At 73.7% G+C, this 15,652-nt stretch carries 11 protein-coding genes and 1 pseudogene; 11 read left to right on the plus strand and 1 reads right to left on the minus strand.

The annotated features are described in order from the left end of the window. The first annotated feature begins 417 nt into the window (after positions 1-417). The 6 genes from WA762_RS00685 to WA762_RS00710 all read left to right on the plus strand — a co-directional run bounded on the left by WA762_RS00685 (position 418) and on the right by WA762_RS00710 (position 7,598). Positions 418-852 (plus strand): hypothetical protein, encoded by a 435-nt coding sequence (locus WA762_RS00685; protein ID WP_335931790.1) that lies wholly within the window; start codon positions 418-420, stop codon positions 850-852. A 375-nt stretch (positions 853-1,227) separates the two neighbouring features. After that, positions 1,228-2,430, plus strand: a complete 1,203-nt coding sequence (locus WA762_RS00690; protein ID WP_335931792.1) for a bifunctional adenosylcobinamide kinase/adenosylcobinamide-phosphate guanylyltransferase — start codon at positions 1,228-1,230, stop codon at positions 2,428-2,430. A gap of 221 nt (positions 2,431-2,651) precedes the next feature. Beyond that, the gene (locus WA762_RS00695; protein WP_335931794.1) at positions 2,652-3,488 is read left to right on the plus strand and encodes a class I SAM-dependent methyltransferase; all 837 of its coding nucleotides are present in this window, start codon (positions 2,652-2,654) and stop codon (positions 3,486-3,488) included. Positions 3,489-3,769: 281 nt separating this feature from the next. Continuing rightward, positions 3,770-4,921, plus strand: coding sequence for a nicotinate-nucleotide--dimethylbenzimidazole phosphoribosyltransferase (gene cobT, locus WA762_RS00700; protein ID WP_335931797.1), 1,152 nt, complete (start codon positions 3,770-3,772; stop codon positions 4,919-4,921). Between the two features lie 89 nt (positions 4,922-5,010). Next, positions 5,011-6,816, plus strand: a complete 1,806-nt coding sequence (locus tag WA762_RS00705; RefSeq protein ID WP_335931799.1) for a phosphatidylglycerol lysyltransferase domain-containing protein — start codon at positions 5,011-5,013, stop codon at positions 6,814-6,816. Beyond that, positions 6,813-7,598 carry a hypothetical protein gene (locus WA762_RS00710; RefSeq protein WP_335931801.1) on the plus strand — a complete coding sequence of 262 codons (786 nt, stop codon included), beginning with the start codon at positions 6,813-6,815 and terminating at the stop codon, positions 7,596-7,598. Before WA762_RS00705 ends, WA762_RS00710 begins: the two co-directional genes overlap by 4 nt. Here the strand turns inward: WA762_RS00710 and WA762_RS00715 are convergent. After that, positions 7,496-8,257, minus strand: a pseudogene (locus WA762_RS00715) (hypothetical protein). The gene WA762_RS00710 and the pseudogene WA762_RS00715 overlap by 103 nt on opposite strands. 88 nt (positions 8,258-8,345) lie before the next feature. Here WA762_RS00715 and WA762_RS00720 point away from each other — a divergent pair. From WA762_RS00720 to WA762_RS00740, 5 genes are all read left to right on the plus strand, one after another. After that, entirely contained in the window at positions 8,346-9,122 is a 777-nt protein-coding gene (locus WA762_RS00720; protein WP_335931803.1) for an adenosylcobinamide-GDP ribazoletransferase, read from the plus strand. A gap of 338 nt (positions 9,123-9,460) precedes the next feature. Then, positions 9,461-10,999 carry a leucyl aminopeptidase gene (locus tag WA762_RS00725; RefSeq protein ID WP_335931805.1) on the plus strand — a complete coding sequence of 513 codons (1,539 nt, stop codon included), beginning with the start codon at positions 9,461-9,463 and terminating at the stop codon, positions 10,997-10,999. A gap of 421 nt (positions 11,000-11,420) precedes the next feature. Further along, positions 11,421-12,809 carry a dihydrolipoyl dehydrogenase gene (lpdA, locus tag WA762_RS00730; RefSeq protein ID WP_335931807.1) on the plus strand — a complete coding sequence of 463 codons (1,389 nt, stop codon included), beginning with the start codon at positions 11,421-11,423 and terminating at the stop codon, positions 12,807-12,809. A 61-nt stretch (positions 12,810-12,870) separates the two neighbouring features. After that, positions 12,871-14,658: a 2-oxoglutarate dehydrogenase, E2 component, dihydrolipoamide succinyltransferase gene (sucB, locus tag WA762_RS00735; RefSeq protein ID WP_335931809.1), complete on the plus strand. Its 1,788-nt coding sequence runs from the start codon at positions 12,871-12,873 to the stop codon at positions 14,656-14,658. Positions 14,659-14,807: 149 nt separating this feature from the next. After that, entirely contained in the window at positions 14,808-15,431 is a 624-nt protein-coding gene (locus tag WA762_RS00740; protein ID WP_073782202.1) for a GntR family transcriptional regulator, read from the plus strand. Positions 15,432-15,652 lie beyond the last annotated feature (221 nt).

Raw genomic sequence — 15,652 nt, forward strand, 5'->3', positions numbered from 1 at the left:
CCCGCAGCCTAAGCCCTGTCCGGCCCTTCCCGCCCGGGTCCGCGACGCCCGGCACCGGACCTCGCCGCGGCCCGCCGTCCGCAGCGGGCGCGCCGGTTCGCCCCGCCCACCGCGATTCGGACCGGGACGGAAGAACGGCGGCCAGGGCACTCGATTCGATCGACGACAACAAATCACATAAGACGATCGATTCTCGGACCAAGGAGAACTCAACCAACCCCGATATCCGATCGAAATCCCCATTCGAATGGATCGCCACCCATTGAAAAACCGACGCCCGGGAACCCCCGCACCAAATATCCGCATTCGAGCCTTTATCGACTTTTGCGATACTTTAAATTCTCTCGCCGTCGGACGCCGGTCCGAGTAGGGTCGCTGCAGATCGATCACGGGCAACCCATTTCCGGGGGGAAATAAATGAACACTTCCATTCGCAAGCGTGCGGTGACCGTCCTCGCTGCTGCCGCCGTCATGTCGGGCGCCGCTCTGACGATGGGCGCGGGTTCCGCCTTCGCGGGCCCGAGCGGCGTCACGTTCTCCGTCAGCGCCATGGCGAGCGACGGCTCCCGCACCATCACCATCAAGACCGGCGGCACCACCGCCGGCACCGTGAAGTGGACGGCCAACGGGGACAAGCTGACCGCGACCGATTCCAAGGCGGACGGCTACGCCGTCTCCGGATATGTGACGGCCAGCCCCTACCTCATCGCCGACACCTCGGGGCACAACTCTCCGTACACGGCCACCGCGCACAGGGACCTGCCCGAGGACAAGGCCTACACGTTCTGGGCCTGCATCGGAAACAACAGCGTCGGACTCACCTGCTCCGACATCTACAAGGTCACTTCGTAACCACGGGAACACTTCATCACCACGGACCCGCACCCGACCGCACCCGGCGGAATGCCGTCGGCCGGACCGCTCGTCCGTCTCGGCCGGGGCCGTGCCGAAGGCTCGACCGTCCCGGAGAGGCCGACAGGGAATTCGTGGGCAGTGCCCTCGAATGCCCGAGGCGCTCCGTGAATGCCTGAAGCCCCTGGCAGGCGGGAATCGAACGAATTCCACCGCCTGCCAGGGGCTTCTGGCCGCCCACGGTCGCTGACCGCGACGACGCCCCTCGGACTCGTCCGCCCAGTGCCCGTGCCCGGTCGGGGTGAACAGGGCCGCGCCCGTCCGGACCCCGCACACGTCGCGCACCGGCCGCGCGGACGCGGGAGGATCGGAGGCGTGGAACTGACTCTGCTCGGCACCGGCGCCCCCGACGGGCTGCCGAGGCCCGAATGCCCTTGTGCCGCCTGCGCCACCGCCCGGGGGACGCGCTCGCGGGCGGCGACCGCTCTGCTGGTGGACGACGCGCTGCTGCTCGACCTCACCCCCGGCGCCGTGTTCGCCGCCGCCCGCGCGGGTCGCTCGCTGGCCGTCGTACGGCAGGTGCTGCTCACCCACCCGCACGACGGGCCCGCCGTGGAGCTGCCCGCCGGGCTGCCGCCCGCGGGCCGGGTGCCGGACGGGCGGGAGCTGACGCTGATCAGCGGGCACCGGGTGCGGGCGGTGGCGATGGACGCGCCGGGGACCGGCTACGAGGTGACCGGCCCGGAGGGCGTCCGGCTGCTCTATCTGCCGCCGGGGGCCGCGCCGTCCGGGCTCACGGAACGGGTGGCACGGCCGTACGACATCGTGGTCGGCGACGTGGTCGGGCGGCCGGACGCGGTGGCGCGGCTGCGGGCGGTGGGGGCGGTCGGCCCGCACACCGAGATCGTCGCCGTCCACCTGGACCACGACGCCCCGCCCGGCGCCGAGCTGGACCGGCGGCTCGCGGCGGCCGGCGCGCGGGCCGTGCCGGACGGGACGACGCTGGTGGTGGGCGAGTACCGGGCGACTCCGCCGGCGCCCCGGCGCACACTGGTGACGGGCGGCGCGCGGTCCGGGAAGTCGGTGGAGGCCGAGCGGCGTCTGGAGACGTTCCCCGAGGTGGTGTACGTGGCGACCGGGGGCCGCCGGGAGGGGGACGCCGACTGGGCGGACCGGATCGGGCTGCACCGGGAGCGCAGGCCCGCGGCATGGCGCACCGAGGAGACCTGCGAGCTGGTGGAACTGCTGGCGGCGGACGGCCCTCCGCTGCTGATCGACTGCCTGTCGCTGTGGCTGACGGACGCGATGGACCGGGTGGACGCCTGGGACGACACGGCCTGGGCGGGCGGCGGACGGAGCGCGCTGCGGAAGCGGACGGCCGAGCTGGTCGCCGCGGTGCGCGCGACGCGCCGCACGGTCGTCGCCGTGACCAACGAGACCGGTTCGGGCGTGGTGCCCGCGACGGCCGCCGGGCGGCGGTTCCGGGACGAGCTGGGCCGGCTGAACGCGGCGGTGGCCGAGGAGTGCGAACAGGTGCTGCTGGTCGTGGCCGGTCAGGTGCTGACGCTGCGCGGCTGACGACCCCGGGCCCCGGCCGGGGCCCCGACCGGGACGCGGAACGCCGGACGGCCGACGGCGCGGGCCGCGCCGGAACGCGTGGGAAACCGCGCGGGAAGAGGAACGCGGCGCCGCGGCGGAGACGGGACACGGCGTCCGAAACGGAATCACGAAACGGAATCACGGAACGGAGTCACCGAACGGAATCACAGGACGGAATCACAGGACGAGGAGTAGCGGTCATGGCACGGGTGCGGCCGAGGCTGAGCGGGGTCCCCGAGACCCTGTTGTGGACGCTCTACAACCGGGCGTACGAGGCGAAACAGCGCTATCCGGTGCTGGACGATCCGTTGGCGCCCCGGCTGGTGGAGGCCCTGGACTACCCCTTCGAGGAGCGGTTCGGCCGGCCGAGCGCGTTCTGGTCGCAGCTCCAGGGACTGCGTTCGCGCTGCTTCGACCTGGCCGTGCGGGAGTATCTGGCCGAACGGCCGCGGGCCACCGTGGTCGCCCTCGGGGACGGCCTGGAGACCGGATTCTGGCGGGTCGACAACGGCCTGCTGAACTGGCTGAGCGTGGATCTGCCGGAGGTCGCGGAGCTCCGCCGGGCGCTGCTGCCGGTCTCGGACCGGTCGCGCACCCTGGCCCGGTCCGCGACCGATCCGGCCTGGCTGGACGAGATCGAGGACCCGCGCGGCCGGGGCGTCGTGGTCACGGCGCAGGGGCTGCTGATGTATCTGCGCCCGCCGGAGGTGCGGGCGATCCTGGCGGCCTGTGCCGAGCGGCTGCCCGGCGGCGTCCTGGTGCTGGACTCGATGGGCCGCCGCGCCGCGGCCCACACGCTGACCGGACGGTGGAAGGTCGGCGGGATGACCATTCCGCCGATGCGCTGGGCGATGGACCCCGGCGAGCGCGACAAGCTGCGCGGTGCGCATCCGGCGATCACCGAGGTCCGGGCGCTGCGGCTGCCCCGGGGGCGCGGGGCGACGGGCGGGCTGATCCGGCTCCAGTCCCGGCTGCCCGGCCTGCGGGGCCTGACGCCCGCGATGACCCGCCTGCGCTTCGGGGACGGGCCCCGCTGACGGCCGCCGCCGGCCGGTGTCATTCGGCGGCGGCCGGTGACGTTCGCCGGCGGCCGACGGCGGCGGCCCGCTCCCCGCGCGGAGGAGGAGCGCTCCGGCAGGGGAACGGCGGGCCGCCCAGGGCCCCGGCCGGTCCCCCGCACCGGCCCGGCGCCCGGACCGGCGCCACTCCCCGTGCGGACCGGGGGCCGGAATCGTGACGGGTACTGTTCCGCAGTGAGCCCGCCGCCGGGCTCGCCGGACCCACTCGACGACGTATCGACCCCGCGAGGCAGAACCCCGTGAATCTGGACGACTTCTCCGACCTGATCGAGCGCCCCGACGGAGGCGTACGGCGCGACGCCGAGGAACGCCGGGAGCGCCTGGTCGTGCGGCCGGGCGCGCTCGGACGCCTGGACGAGCTGGGCGAATGGCTCTCCGCCGCCCAGCAGTCCGTGCCGGTCAAGGCGATCGAGCGGCCGCGCGTGGTGCTCTTCGCCGGGGACCACGGGGTCGCCGAGCTGGACGTCTCGGGCCGCCCGGCCGGCAGCGCGTACCGGCTGGTGCGGGCGACGCTGGAGGGCGCGACCCCGATCGCCGTGCTGGCCCGGCAGTTCTCCGTCCCGGTGCGGGTCGTGGACGCCGGTGTGGACTGCGATCCGGAGCTGCTGCCCGAGTCCGTGGTGCGCCACCGGGTGCGGCGGGGCAGCGGGCGGATCGACGTCGAGAACGCGCTGACGGCCGAGGAGGCCGAGCGGGCGGTGCGGCTCGGCATGGCGATCGCGGACGAGGAGGCCGACTCCGGCACCGACCTGGTGGTGCTCGGCGATCTGAGCGTCGGCGGCACCACGGCCGCGGGCACGCTGATCGCGGCGCTGTGCGGCACGGACGCCTCGGTGGTCACCGGGCGCGGCGGGGCGGGCATCGACGACCTGGCGTGGATGCGCAAGTGCGCGGCGATCCGGGACGCGCTGCGGCGGGCCCGGCCGGTCCTGGGCGACCAGCTGGAGCTGCTGGCCGCGGTGGGCGGGGCGGATCTGGCGGCGATGACCGGGTTCCTGCTCCAGTGCGCCGTGCGCAGGCTGCCGGTGATCCTGGACGGTGTGGTCTCGGCGGCCTGTGCGCTGGTGGGGCAGCGGGCGGCCTTCCGGGCGCCGGACTGGTGGCTGGCGGGCCAGGCGAGCGGTGAGCCGGCCCAGGCCAAGGCCCTGGACCGGATGGCGCTCAACCCGTTGCTGGACCACGGCGTCATCGTCGGGGAAGGCTGCGGAGCACTGCTCGCGCTCCCCCTGGTGCGGGCCGCCGCCGCGCTGGTGGCGGAGCTGCCCGAGCGCGCGTCCGCCGCCGACGAGGAGGACGGTGCCGGCCGGAGGGACGTCACCGACGGGGAGGACGTCACCGGTGGCAGGGACCGGGCCGGCGAAGGAGCCGGCGGCGGCACGACCGGCGCCTGACCGGCCCTGCGGGGCCGCGGCCGCCGGACGCCGGTCCGGCCGCAGCACGGTCCTCTCACTCGATGCGATGCACCATATGATCGCTTTTCATGGGAGAGGTCCGATTGTCCACCGTGGAATCCGGGCGGGACGGCACCCGGGCGCGGAGCACCGCCCGGTCGCGCAGGTGCGCCGCGTTCACCATCTGGTACCTGCGTGTCGTCTCGTTCATCAATTTCCTGAGCGCGGTCTGGGTCACTCTCGGCAACGACCTGCGTCGCCACAACACTGAGAACTACTTCACCCCCTACCTGCTCACCGCGGGCTTCTCCTCCGGGGTGGTCGCACTCTTCCTGGCGATCACCATGCGCCGCCGCAAGCGGGCCGCCTGGATCGTGAACATAGTGGTGAGCAGTCTGCTGTTGCTGCTCTTCGCCCTGGTGATCCCGTTCCCGGAGGTGCGGCGGTACCCGCAGAACTGGGTCTCGCTGGCGCTGACCGCCGTGTTCGTCCTGGCGCTGCTGCTCGGGCGGCGCGAGTTCTACGCGAAGGGCGACCGGTCCAACCCGAAGCTGGCCGCCGCCGTGGCGGGCGGCGGGCTGCTGGTCACCTCGCTGATCGCCGCGGGCCTGGTCACCCTCACCAACACCGCCCATGACGCGTACCGTTCGACCTTCCTGGACCGCTGGCGGTACGGGACGCTGCGGCTGGCGTCGATCGCGGAGAACGACGCCCACTACGCCGGAATCAGCACGCCGGGCTGGGTCGGCGTCACCATCAACATCCTCTCCACGCTGCTGCTGATCGCCGTCGTGTACGCGGCGTTCCGGTCCCGCCGGGCCGTCGACCCGATCACCGCCGAGGACGAGACCCGGCTGCGGGAGCTGCTGGACCGGCACGGGGAGCGGGACTCGCTGGGCTACTTCGCGCTGCGCCGGGAGAAGAGCGTCGTCTGGTCGCCGACCCGCAAGGCGGCGGTCGTCTACCGGGTGGTCGGCGGGGTGTCGCTGGCCTCCGGCGACCCGATCGGCGATCCGGAGGCGTGGCCGGGGGCGATCGTCCCGTGGCTGGCCGAGGCCAGGGAGCACGGCTGGGTCCCCGCGGTGATGGGGGCGAGCGAGGAGGGCGGCACGGTCTACGCGCGCCACGGCCTGGACGCCCTGGAGCTGGGCGACGAGGCGATCGTGGAGACCGCCGAGTTCACCCTGGAGGGCCGGGCGATGCGCACCGTGCGCCAGGCGTACAACCGGGTCAGGCGGGCCGGGTACGAGGTGACCGTGCGCCGGCACGCGGACATCCCGGACGACGAGATGGCCGAACTGGTGCGACGCGCCGACGACTGGCGGGACGGGCAGACCGAGCGCGGCTTCTCGATGGCGCTGGGCCGGCTCGGGGACCCGGCCGACGGCCGGTGCGTCATGGTCGAGTGCCGTGACGCGCCCGCCCCGGGGAGCGGCGGGCCCGGCGAGCTGCGGGCGCTGCTGAGCTTCGTCCCCTGGGGGCCGAACGGTCTCTCGCTGGACCTGATGCGCCGTGACCGGGACGCCGAGAACGGCCTGATGGAGTTCATGGTCATCGAACTCCTGCGGCGGGCCGGGCGGCTCGGCGTCGACCAGGTCTCGCTCAACTTCGCGATGTTCCGCTCGGTCTTCGAGCGGGGGTCGCGGCTGGGCGCCGGGCCGGTGCTGCGGCTGTGGCGCTCCATGCTCACGTTCTTCTCGCGCTGGTGGCAGATCGAGTCGCTGTACCGCGCCAACGCCAAGTACCGGCCGATCTGGGAGCCGCGTTTCATGCTCTTCGAGAAGAGTGCCGACCTGCTGCGCATCGGTCTGGCCGCGGGCCGCGCCGAAGGGTTCCTGGAGGCGCCCGGTCTGCCCAAGTGGCTGCACCGCTCGCAGCTCGGAGCCGGTGGATGAGACCCGGCCGCGCGCTGAGCGGGGCGGCCCGCCGCGAGTGGCGTCCGCTGCTGGGGACCGTGCGCGCGGGACTGACGGCCGCCCGGCTGCGCGCGATCCCGATGACGCTCGCCGCGGTCTGCCTGACGGCTCTGCTGCACGCGGTGCAGACCAGGTCCTGGGGGGTCGGGCCGGTGCGGGCGCTCGGGGCGGTCCGGGCCGAGGACCCGTTGTGGGCGGCCCTGCTGCGCACCCCGTTGTCGTTGTTCGTCCCGGCGCTGGACCTGCCCGTGTGGGGGGCGCTGGCGCAGATCCTGGTGGTGTTCGGGATCGCCGAGATCTGCCTGGGGCGGCGGCGCACGCTCGTGATCGCGTATGTCGCCACCCTGGCCGGGACGCTGTACGCGCGGATCGGCATCGCCGTCGGCCCGGACGGGCCGTTCGGGCTGCCCGGCTCCGACGCCCGGGTCGTGGACACCGGCCCGTCGGCGGCGGTGGTCGGACTCGCCGTGTACGTCTGCTGTGTCTACCGGGCGTGGTTCACCGGCGGGCTGGTGGTCGTGGCGATGGTGGTCGAGGTGCTCCTGAAGGACAACCTGGCCGGGAAGGAGCATCTGGCGGCGATCGCCGCGGTGCTGGCGCTGTGCGCCGCCGCGGTCGCCCGGCACCGGCGGCGGCGCCGCGCCGCGCCCCGCCCGCGTCAGGAGTCGCGCCGCCCGGGCGCCGGGGCCCGGTCCGGCGCGCCGCCGATGAGGTCCTGGAACCTGCGGCGCGGGCCCGCCCAGCGCACGTCGTGGTGGTAGGCGCGCAGCATCGCCCGGGCTCGGGCGCGGTGGCGGCGGCGGTGGAAGCGCCGCGCCCACGGCGAGGCCGGCCGGGCCGGCCGGAGCGCCCCGATCAGCGCGACGAACGGCACGAGGGTGCCGAGGACCGCCATCCGCGCCTTGCCCTTGAACAGGGCGATCAGCACGAAGCAGCAGTTGACCAGCAGGGTCAGGACGACGCCCGGCCTGTTCTCCTGCTCCTCGCTGCTGAGCTCGGTCACGCCGGGCGGCGAGAAGCCGGCCAGGACCAGCAGCACCAGCGCCGCCGTGAGCACCACGACCTCGACGCTCCGGCGCCCCTCCTCGGTCCAGTGGACGTCGTCGAGGTGGAGGATCAACGCGAACCCGTCCAGCACCAGCCCCGCGCCCGTGCCGAAGATCACCGCGCAGACCGGCGCTGACGCCGTGGCGTCCGCTCGCGACCGCCCCGAAGCCGCCGACGACGCTCAGCACCACGCCGGGCACCAGGTGGTGGACGTGCGTCCGCCCGTGGTGATGTCGCGGAACGGCCCCTTCCCCGCCCTGATCATCCGGGTGACCACCCGGGTCACGGCGAAGGTGAGCACGAAGGCGGTCAGCGCGAGGAGCAGGGGCAGCTTGCCCGGCTCGATGATGTTCCGGTCGAACCAGTGACCCATGCCACCCACCCCCGACAAGCCGCTTTCATCATGATTCGTCATATTCTTTCCGATCCATGGGCCGGGCGCAGCGATTAGCCTGCGCGCCGTGACCTTCCTGAACGGCCATGGCCTGCGTTTCGCCTTCGGCACCCTGACCGTGCTTCCCGTCCGCGTCACCCGCTGGGACCGGAAGACCGCCCGCGCCGGGATGCTGTGCGCCCCGCTCGCGGGTCTCGTGGTGGGGGTGTGCGCGGCGGCGGCCGGCGTTCCGCTGCTGCTGGGCTCCGGCCCGCTGCTGGCCGCGGTGGCCTCGACGGCCGTTCCCGCGGCGCTGACCCGGGGGCTGCACCTGGACGGTCTCGCGGACACCGCGGACGGCCTGGGCAGCGGCCGGCCGGCCGAGGGCGCGCTGCGGATCATGAAACGCTCGGACATCGGCCCGTTCGGGGTGATCACGCTGCTCCTCGTGCTGCTGGCCCAGGTGGCGGCCCTTCAGGAGCTGTACGGGCGGGGCTGGGCGCACGGCGCGGTGGCGGCGGTCGTCGCCGGGGCGGCCGCCCGGTCGGCGCTGACCCTGGCCTCCCGCCGGGGCGTGCCCGCGGCGCGCCCGGAGGGCCTGGGCGCGGCGGTGGCGGGGACGGTCCCGGCGGCGGCCGCGGCGGCGGCGGGCGCCGCGGTGGTCGCGGCCTGCGCGGGGGCCGGGGCGCTCCTCGGCGGGTACGGGGCGGGCCACCACGCCCTGGCCGCGCTGGCCGCGGCGGCCGCGGCCCAACTGCTGCTGCGCCACTGCGTACGGCGGTTCGGCGGGGTGACCGGCGACGTCTTCGGGGCGCTGGCCGAGACGGCGGCGACGACCGCACTGGTGGTGCTCGCGCTCGGCTGAGGGCCGTCCCGTCGCCCCCGGGGCGGGCGTCCGGCGCGCCCCGCCCTCCGGCGGGCGGTGCGGTCCCTCGGGCGCGCGTGGCCCTCTCCCTCGGGCGCGGCGGTCCCGAACGGCCTTGTGTCCAGCGCGTGTTCCCCCGCGGGGTCCCCGTCCCGGCCGGCCCCGGCGGCCGTCGCGGGCATCGGCGCGGGACGCCGACGGCCCGCCGCCGTGATCCCGCAGCAAAGGCGCGCGTAGGCTCATTCCCGGCACATTGCGGCGCCGTCTACGATGCGCCGGGCACGGCCGGCCCACCCTTCGGCCGCCAACGAACTCAACGGAAGCGAGAATTCACCACCGTGACTGCTCTCACTCTCAGCACTGCCGGTGCGGCGACGCTGCGCGCCGACGCACTCGTCGTCGGCGTCGGCAAGGGCGCCAAGGGGCCGGTGCTCGCGCCGGGCGCCGAGGCCGTGGACAAGGCGTTCGGCGGAAAGCTCGCCACCGTCCTGGAGACCCTGGGCGCCGCGGGTGCCGAGGGCGAGGTGACCAAGCTCCCCGCGCCCGACGGCCTCAAGGCCCCGGTCGTCCTCGCGGTCGGACTCGGTTCCGTCCCGGACGAGGACGAGGCGTACGACGCCGAGGCGCTGCGCCGGGCCGCGGGCTCCGCCGCCCGTGCCCTGGCCGGTGCGAAGAAGGCCGGCTTCGCGCTGCCCGTGGAGTCCGCCGAGGACGCCGGGGCGATCGCCGAGGGCGCGCTGCTGGGCGCGTACGCGTTCACCGTGTACCAGGGCGGCGAGGACAAGCCGGCGCCCAAGGACAAGAAGAACGGCAAGAAGCAGCCGCTGGGCGAGGTCGCCCTGCTCGGCGCCAAGCCGCGCGACAAGGCGTTCAAGGCGGCCGCCGAGCGCGCCGTCGCGCTGGCCGAGGAGATCAACCGCGCCCGCGACCTGATCAACACCCCGCCGAACGACCTGTACCCCGAGTCCTTCGCGGCCGTGGCCACCGCCACGGGCAAGGAGCACGGCATCAAGGTGCAGGTCCTCGACGAGAAGGCGCTCGTCAAGGGCGGCTTCGGCGGTCTGCTGGGCGTCGGCCAGGGCTCGGTCCACGGCCCGCGCCTGGTGAAGCTCGCCTACACGCACCCGAAGGCGGAGAAGACCCTGGCCCTGGTCGGCAAGGGCATCACCTACGACTCGGGCGGCATCTCGCTGAAGCCGGCCGGCCACAACGAGACGATGAAGTGCGACATGAGCGGCGCCGCCGCCGTGTTCGCGGCCGTCGTCGCCGCCGCGCGGCTGGGCCTCCGGGTCAACGTCACCGGCTGGCTGGCGCTGGCCGAGAACATGCCGTCGGGCAGCGCCACCCGCCCCGGCGACGTGCTGCGCATGTACAGCGGCAAGACCGTCGAGGTCCTCAACACGGACGCCGAGGGCCGTCTCGTCCTGGCCGACGCGCTGACCCGCGCCTCGGAGGAGAACCCGGACGCGATCGTCGACGTGGCGACGCTGACCGGCGCGATGGTGCTGGCGCTGGGCAACCGCACCTTCGGCATCATGGCGAACGACGACGCCTTCCGCGCCTCCGTCCACGAGATCGCCGAGGAGGTCGGCGAGGCGTCCTGGCCGATGCCGCTCCCCGCCGACCTGCGCAAGGGCATGGAGTCCCCGACCGCCGACATCGCCAACATGGGCGAGCGGATGGGCGGCGGCCTGGTGGCCGGCCTGTTCCTCCAGGAGTTCGTGGGCGAGGGCATCACCTGGGCGCACCTGGACATCGCGGGCCCGGCCTTCCACGAGGGCGCGCCGTACGGCTACACGCCGAAGGGCGGCACCGGTTCCTCGGTCCGCACGCTGGTGAGGCTGGCCGAGCGCACCGCCGCCGGCGACCTCGGCTGAGACCGCGTCACGCGGACGGCCGTCGGCCCCGGGCATACGCCCGGGGCCGTTCGCGTTCCCCCGGTGGCATCGCGGCACGACAGGGACCGCGGCGACGGAGGAGGGCGAGGCCCACGGCGAGGCAAGGCACGGACCGGACCGCCGTCCCCGGTGGGGGACGGCGGACCCGGGACGAAGGGTTTCGCTCTCGACGAAATCCGCACCTCACTACGCAGCGGTAACCCTCCGGGGCGGATGATCATCCGCCCCGGACCCGGGCCCCGCGTCCCGCCACCCGTCGACAAGTGCGAAGATGGGTTCTCGGCAGGACAGGGCCCCCACCACAGGGCCGACCAACAAAGCGGCCGAACACCAGCCGACCGGCCGGTCATCCCCCAGCGACGGGGCCCGGCGTACGGCGCACATGCATGGAGGACGTGACGTGGCGAACGACGCCAGCACCGTTTTCGACCTAGTGATCCTCGGCGGCGGTAGCGGCGGTTACGCCGCGGCCCTGCGCGGGGCGCAGCTGGGCCTGGACGTCGCTCTGATCGAGAAGGGCAAGGTCGGCGGCACCTGCCTGCACAACGGCTGCATTCCCACGAAGGCCCTGCTGCACGCCGGCGAGATCGCCGACCAGGCGCGCGAGGCCGACCAGTTCGGTGTCAGGGCCACCTTCGAGGGCATCGACATCGACGCCGTCCACAAGTACAAGGACGACGTCATCTCGGGCCTGTACAAGGGCCTGCAGGGGCTCATCGCCTCGCGCAAGGTGACGTACATCGAGGGCGAGGGCCGGCTCTCCTCCCCCACCTCGGTGGACGTGAACGGCCGGCGTGTCCAGGGCCGCCACGTGCTGCTGGCGACGGGCTCCGTGCCGAAGTCGCTGCCGGGCCTGGAGATCGACGGCAACCGGATCATCTCCTCGGACCACGCGCTGAAGCTGGATCGCGTCCCGAAGTCGGCGATCGTGCTGGGCGGCGGCGTCATCGGCGTCGAGTTCGCCTCGGCGTGGACGTCCTTCGGCACCGAGGTCACGATCGTCGAGGGCCTGAAGCACCTCGTCCCGGTCGAGGACGAGAACAGCTCGAAGCTGCTGGAACGCGCCTTCCGCAAGCGCGGTATCAAGTTCAACCTCGGCACGTTCTTCCAGAGCGCCGAGTACACCCAGGACGGCGTCAAGGTCACCCTGGCCGACGGCAAGACCTTCGAGGCCGAGGTGCTGCTGGTCGCCATCGGCCGCGGCCCGGTCTCGCAGGGCCTGGGCTACGAGGAGGCCGGCGTCGCGATGGACCGCGGCTATGTCCTCGTCGACGAGTACATGCAGACCAACGTGCCCACCGTCTCGGCCGTGGGCGACCTGGTCCCGACGCTCCAGCTCGCGCACGTCGGCTTCGCCGAGGGCATCCTGGTCGCGGAGCGCCTGGCCGGTCTGAAGACCGTCCCGATCGACTACGACGGCGTCCCGCGGGTGACGTACTGCCACCCCGAGGTCGCCTCCGTGGGCATCAGCGAGGCCAAGGCCAAGGAGCTCTACGGCGCGGACAAGGTCGTCGCCCTGAAGTACAACCTCGCGGGCAACGGAAAGAGCAAGATCCTGAAGACCGCGGGCGAGATCAAGCTCGTCCAGGTCAAGGACGGTGCGGTGGTCGGCGTCCACATGGTCGGTGACCGCATGGGCGAGCAGGTCGGCGAAGCCCAGCTGATCTACAACTGGGAGGCGCTGCCGGCCGAGGTCGCGCAGCTGATCCACGCCCACCCGACCCAGAACGAGGCGCTCGGCGAGGCCCACCTGGCCCTGGCCGGCAAGCCCCTCCACTCCCACGACTGATCCAGTCGACCGGGCGCGACGACCGACCACTTCCGCACTTTCGTAAGGAGCAACCGAAACCATGTCGGTTTCCGTAACCCTTCCGGCGCTCGGTGAGAGCGTCACCGAGGGCACTGTCACCCGCTGGCTGAAGGCCGAGGGCGAGCGCGTCGAGGCCGACGAGCCGTTGCTCGAGGTCTCGACCGACAAGGTCGACACCGAGATCCCGGCCCCGGCGTCCGGCGTCCTCACCGCCATCAAGGTCGCCGAGGACGAGACCGTCGAGGTCGGCGCCGAGCTGGCCGTCATCGACGACGGCACGGGCGCGCCCGCCGCCGCGGCTCCGGCCGCCGCCGAGCCCGCCGCCGCTCCGGCTCCGGCTCCGGTCGCCGAGGCCCCGGCCGCTCCGGCCCCGGCCCCCGTCGCCGAGGCTCCCGCCGCCGCTCCGGCCGGCGGCGCCGCCGGCACCGACGTCACCCTCCCGGCGCTGGGCGAGAGCGTCACCGAGGGCACCGTCACCCGCTGGCTGAAGGAGGTCGGCGAGGAGGTCACGGAGGACGAGCCCCTCCTGGAGGTCTCCACGGACAAGGTGGACACCGAGATCCCGGCCCCGGTCTCCGGTGTGCTGCTGGAGATCGTGGTCGCCGAGGACGAGACCGCCGAGGTCGGCGCCAAGCTCGCCGTGATCGGCGCCCCGGGCGCCGCTCCGGCTCCCGCCCCGGCCGCACCGGTCGCGGCTCCGGCCCCCGCCGCCCCGGCTCCCGCCCCGGCCCCCGCTGCTCCGGCCGCTCCGGCTCCGGTCGCGCCCGCCGCTCCGGCGCCCGCCCCGGCCCCGGTGGCGCCCCCGGCCCCGGCTCCGGCCGCCCCGGCCGCCCCGGCTCCGGCGCCCGCCCCGGCTCCGGTCGCCGCGCCGGCTCCGGCCGCGACCTCCGGTGACGACGGCGCGTACGTCACGCCGCTGGTCCGCAAGCTCGCCGCCGAGACCGGCGTCGACCTGGGCGCGGTCAAGGGCACCGGCGTCGGCGGCCGCATCCGCAAGCAGGACGTCGTCGCCGCCGCGGAGGCCGCCAGGGCCGCCGTCGCCGCGCCGGCTCCGGCCGCCGCGGCCCCTGCCGTCTCGAAGGCGCCGAAGCTGGAGGCGTCCCCGCTGCGCGGCCAGACGGTCAAGATGACCCGCATGCGCAAGGTCATCGGCGACAACATGATGAAGGCGCTGCACTCGCAGGCCCAGCTGACCTCGGTCGTCGAGGTCGACGTCACCAAGCTGATGAAGCTGCGCGCCCTGGCCAAGGACGCGTTCGCGGCCCGCGAGGGCGTCAAGCTGTCCCCGATGCCGTTCTACGTCAAGGCGGCGGCCCAGGCGCTGAAGGCCCACCCGGTCGTCAACGCCCGGATCAACGAGGACGAGGGCACCGTCACGTACTTCGACTCGGAGAACATCGGCATCGCCGTGGACGCCGAGAAGGGTCTGATGACCCCGGTCATCAAGGGCGCGGGCGACCTGAACATCGCCGGCATCTCGAAGAAGACCGCGGAGCTGGCGGGCAAGGCCCGCGGCGGCGGCCTGACGCCGGACGACATGTCCGGGGCCACCTTCACCATCAGCAACACCGGCTCGCGCGGCGCGCTGTTCGACACCGTCATCGTGCCGCCGAACCAGGTCGCCATCCTGGGCATCGGCGCCACGGTCCGCCGCCCGGTGGTCATCGACCACCCGGACCTGGGCGAGACGATCGCGGTGCGCGACATGACGTACCTGTCGCTCTCCTACGACCACCGTCTGGTGGACGGCGCGGACGCCGCCCGCTACCTGACCACGGTCAAGGCGATCCTGGAGGCGGGTGAGTTCGAGGTCGAGCTCGGCCTCTGAACATCGCGGCTGTAACCAGCCTCACCAGCGGGTGCCCCCGTTCGGACCACGTCCGGGCGGGGGCATCGCCGTATTGTCTAGTCATTCACCGGTCGCTCCGGCCGCCGTGATGGCGCAGACAGCACCGGTCCGCCCCGAAGGAGCTCCTCATGACCCCGCCCGTCGTCCACTCGCTGCGCGAACAGATCCGCGAGCACATCGTGGACGGGATCGTCAGCGGGCGCTGGAAGCCGGGCGAACGGATCGTGGAGCGCCGCATCGCCACCGAGCTGGAGGTCAGCCAGACGCCCGTCCGCGAGGCCCTGCGGGAGCTGGAGACGCTCCGGCTGATCGAGTCGGCCCCCAACAAGGGCGTCCGGGTCCGCAACCTCACCGCGGCCGACCTGGAGGAGAGCTACCCGGTCCGCGCCGGTCTGGAGCAGATCGCGGCCGAGCTGGCCGCCCCGGCCCTGGGCGAGGACTGCTCGCGCCTGGCCCCGCACGTGGCGGCGCTCTACGAGGCGGACCGGCTGGCCGACGGCGAGGCCCAGGTGCGGCACACCGTGGCGTTCCACCGCGAGATGGTGCGAGCCGCCGGGAACGCCGTGCTGCTGCACACCTGGGAGGGCCTGGGCATCGAGGTGTTCACCGCCCTGTCGATCCGCTGGCTGGGCACGGTGCAGAAGTCGTACGCGGAGGAGCACGAGGCGCTCATCGAGGCGTTCCTGCGGAAGGACCCGGACATCGGGGCGCTGGTCAAGGCGCACGTCCTGGGCTGCGCTCCGCGCGCCTGAGACGGTCCCGGGACGCCCCGCCCCGGGGCGGACGCTCCCCGAACGCCCCGGGGCCGTCGAGAGGCGTTTCGTAACGCGCCCGGGGCGGGTGGCGCATCTGTCGCGAGGGGCGCTCGCCCGTGCGGACGGCCGCCCTTTTTGCGCGCTAAATCCCGTCACTCCGTGCCCCGTTTCGCGGCACCGAATGCCAATTCCTTCATATCGAGAAGTTTTGCCCTTCA

The sequence above is a fragment of the Streptomyces tyrfis genome, from assembly GCF_037034285.1.
In the GTDB taxonomy this organism is placed as follows: Bacteria; Actinomycetota; Actinomycetes; order Streptomycetales; family Streptomycetaceae; genus Streptomyces.

Excerpts from the sequence above, each read along its gene's own strand:
- WA762_RS00685 (WP_335931790.1), top strand. The coding sequence starts at position 418 with ATGAACACTTCCATTCGCAAGCGTGCGGTGACCGTCCTCGCTGCTGCC.
- WA762_RS00695 (WP_335931794.1), top strand. The coding sequence starts at position 2,652 with ATGGCACGGGTGCGGCCGAGGCTGAGCGGGGTCCCCGAGACCCTGTTG.
- WA762_RS00705 (WP_335931799.1), top strand. The coding sequence starts at position 5,011 with ATGGGAGAGGTCCGATTGTCCACCGTGGAATCCGGGCGGGACGGCACC.
- WA762_RS00710 (WP_335931801.1), top strand. The coding sequence starts at position 6,813 with ATGAGACCCGGCCGCGCGCTGAGCGGGGCGGCCCGCCGCGAGTGGCGT.
- sucB (WP_335931809.1), top strand. The coding sequence starts at position 12,871 with ATGTCGGTTTCCGTAACCCTTCCGGCGCTCGGTGAGAGCGTCACCGAG.
- WA762_RS00740 (WP_073782202.1), top strand. The coding sequence starts at position 14,808 with ATGACCCCGCCCGTCGTCCACTCGCTGCGCGAACAGATCCGCGAGCAC.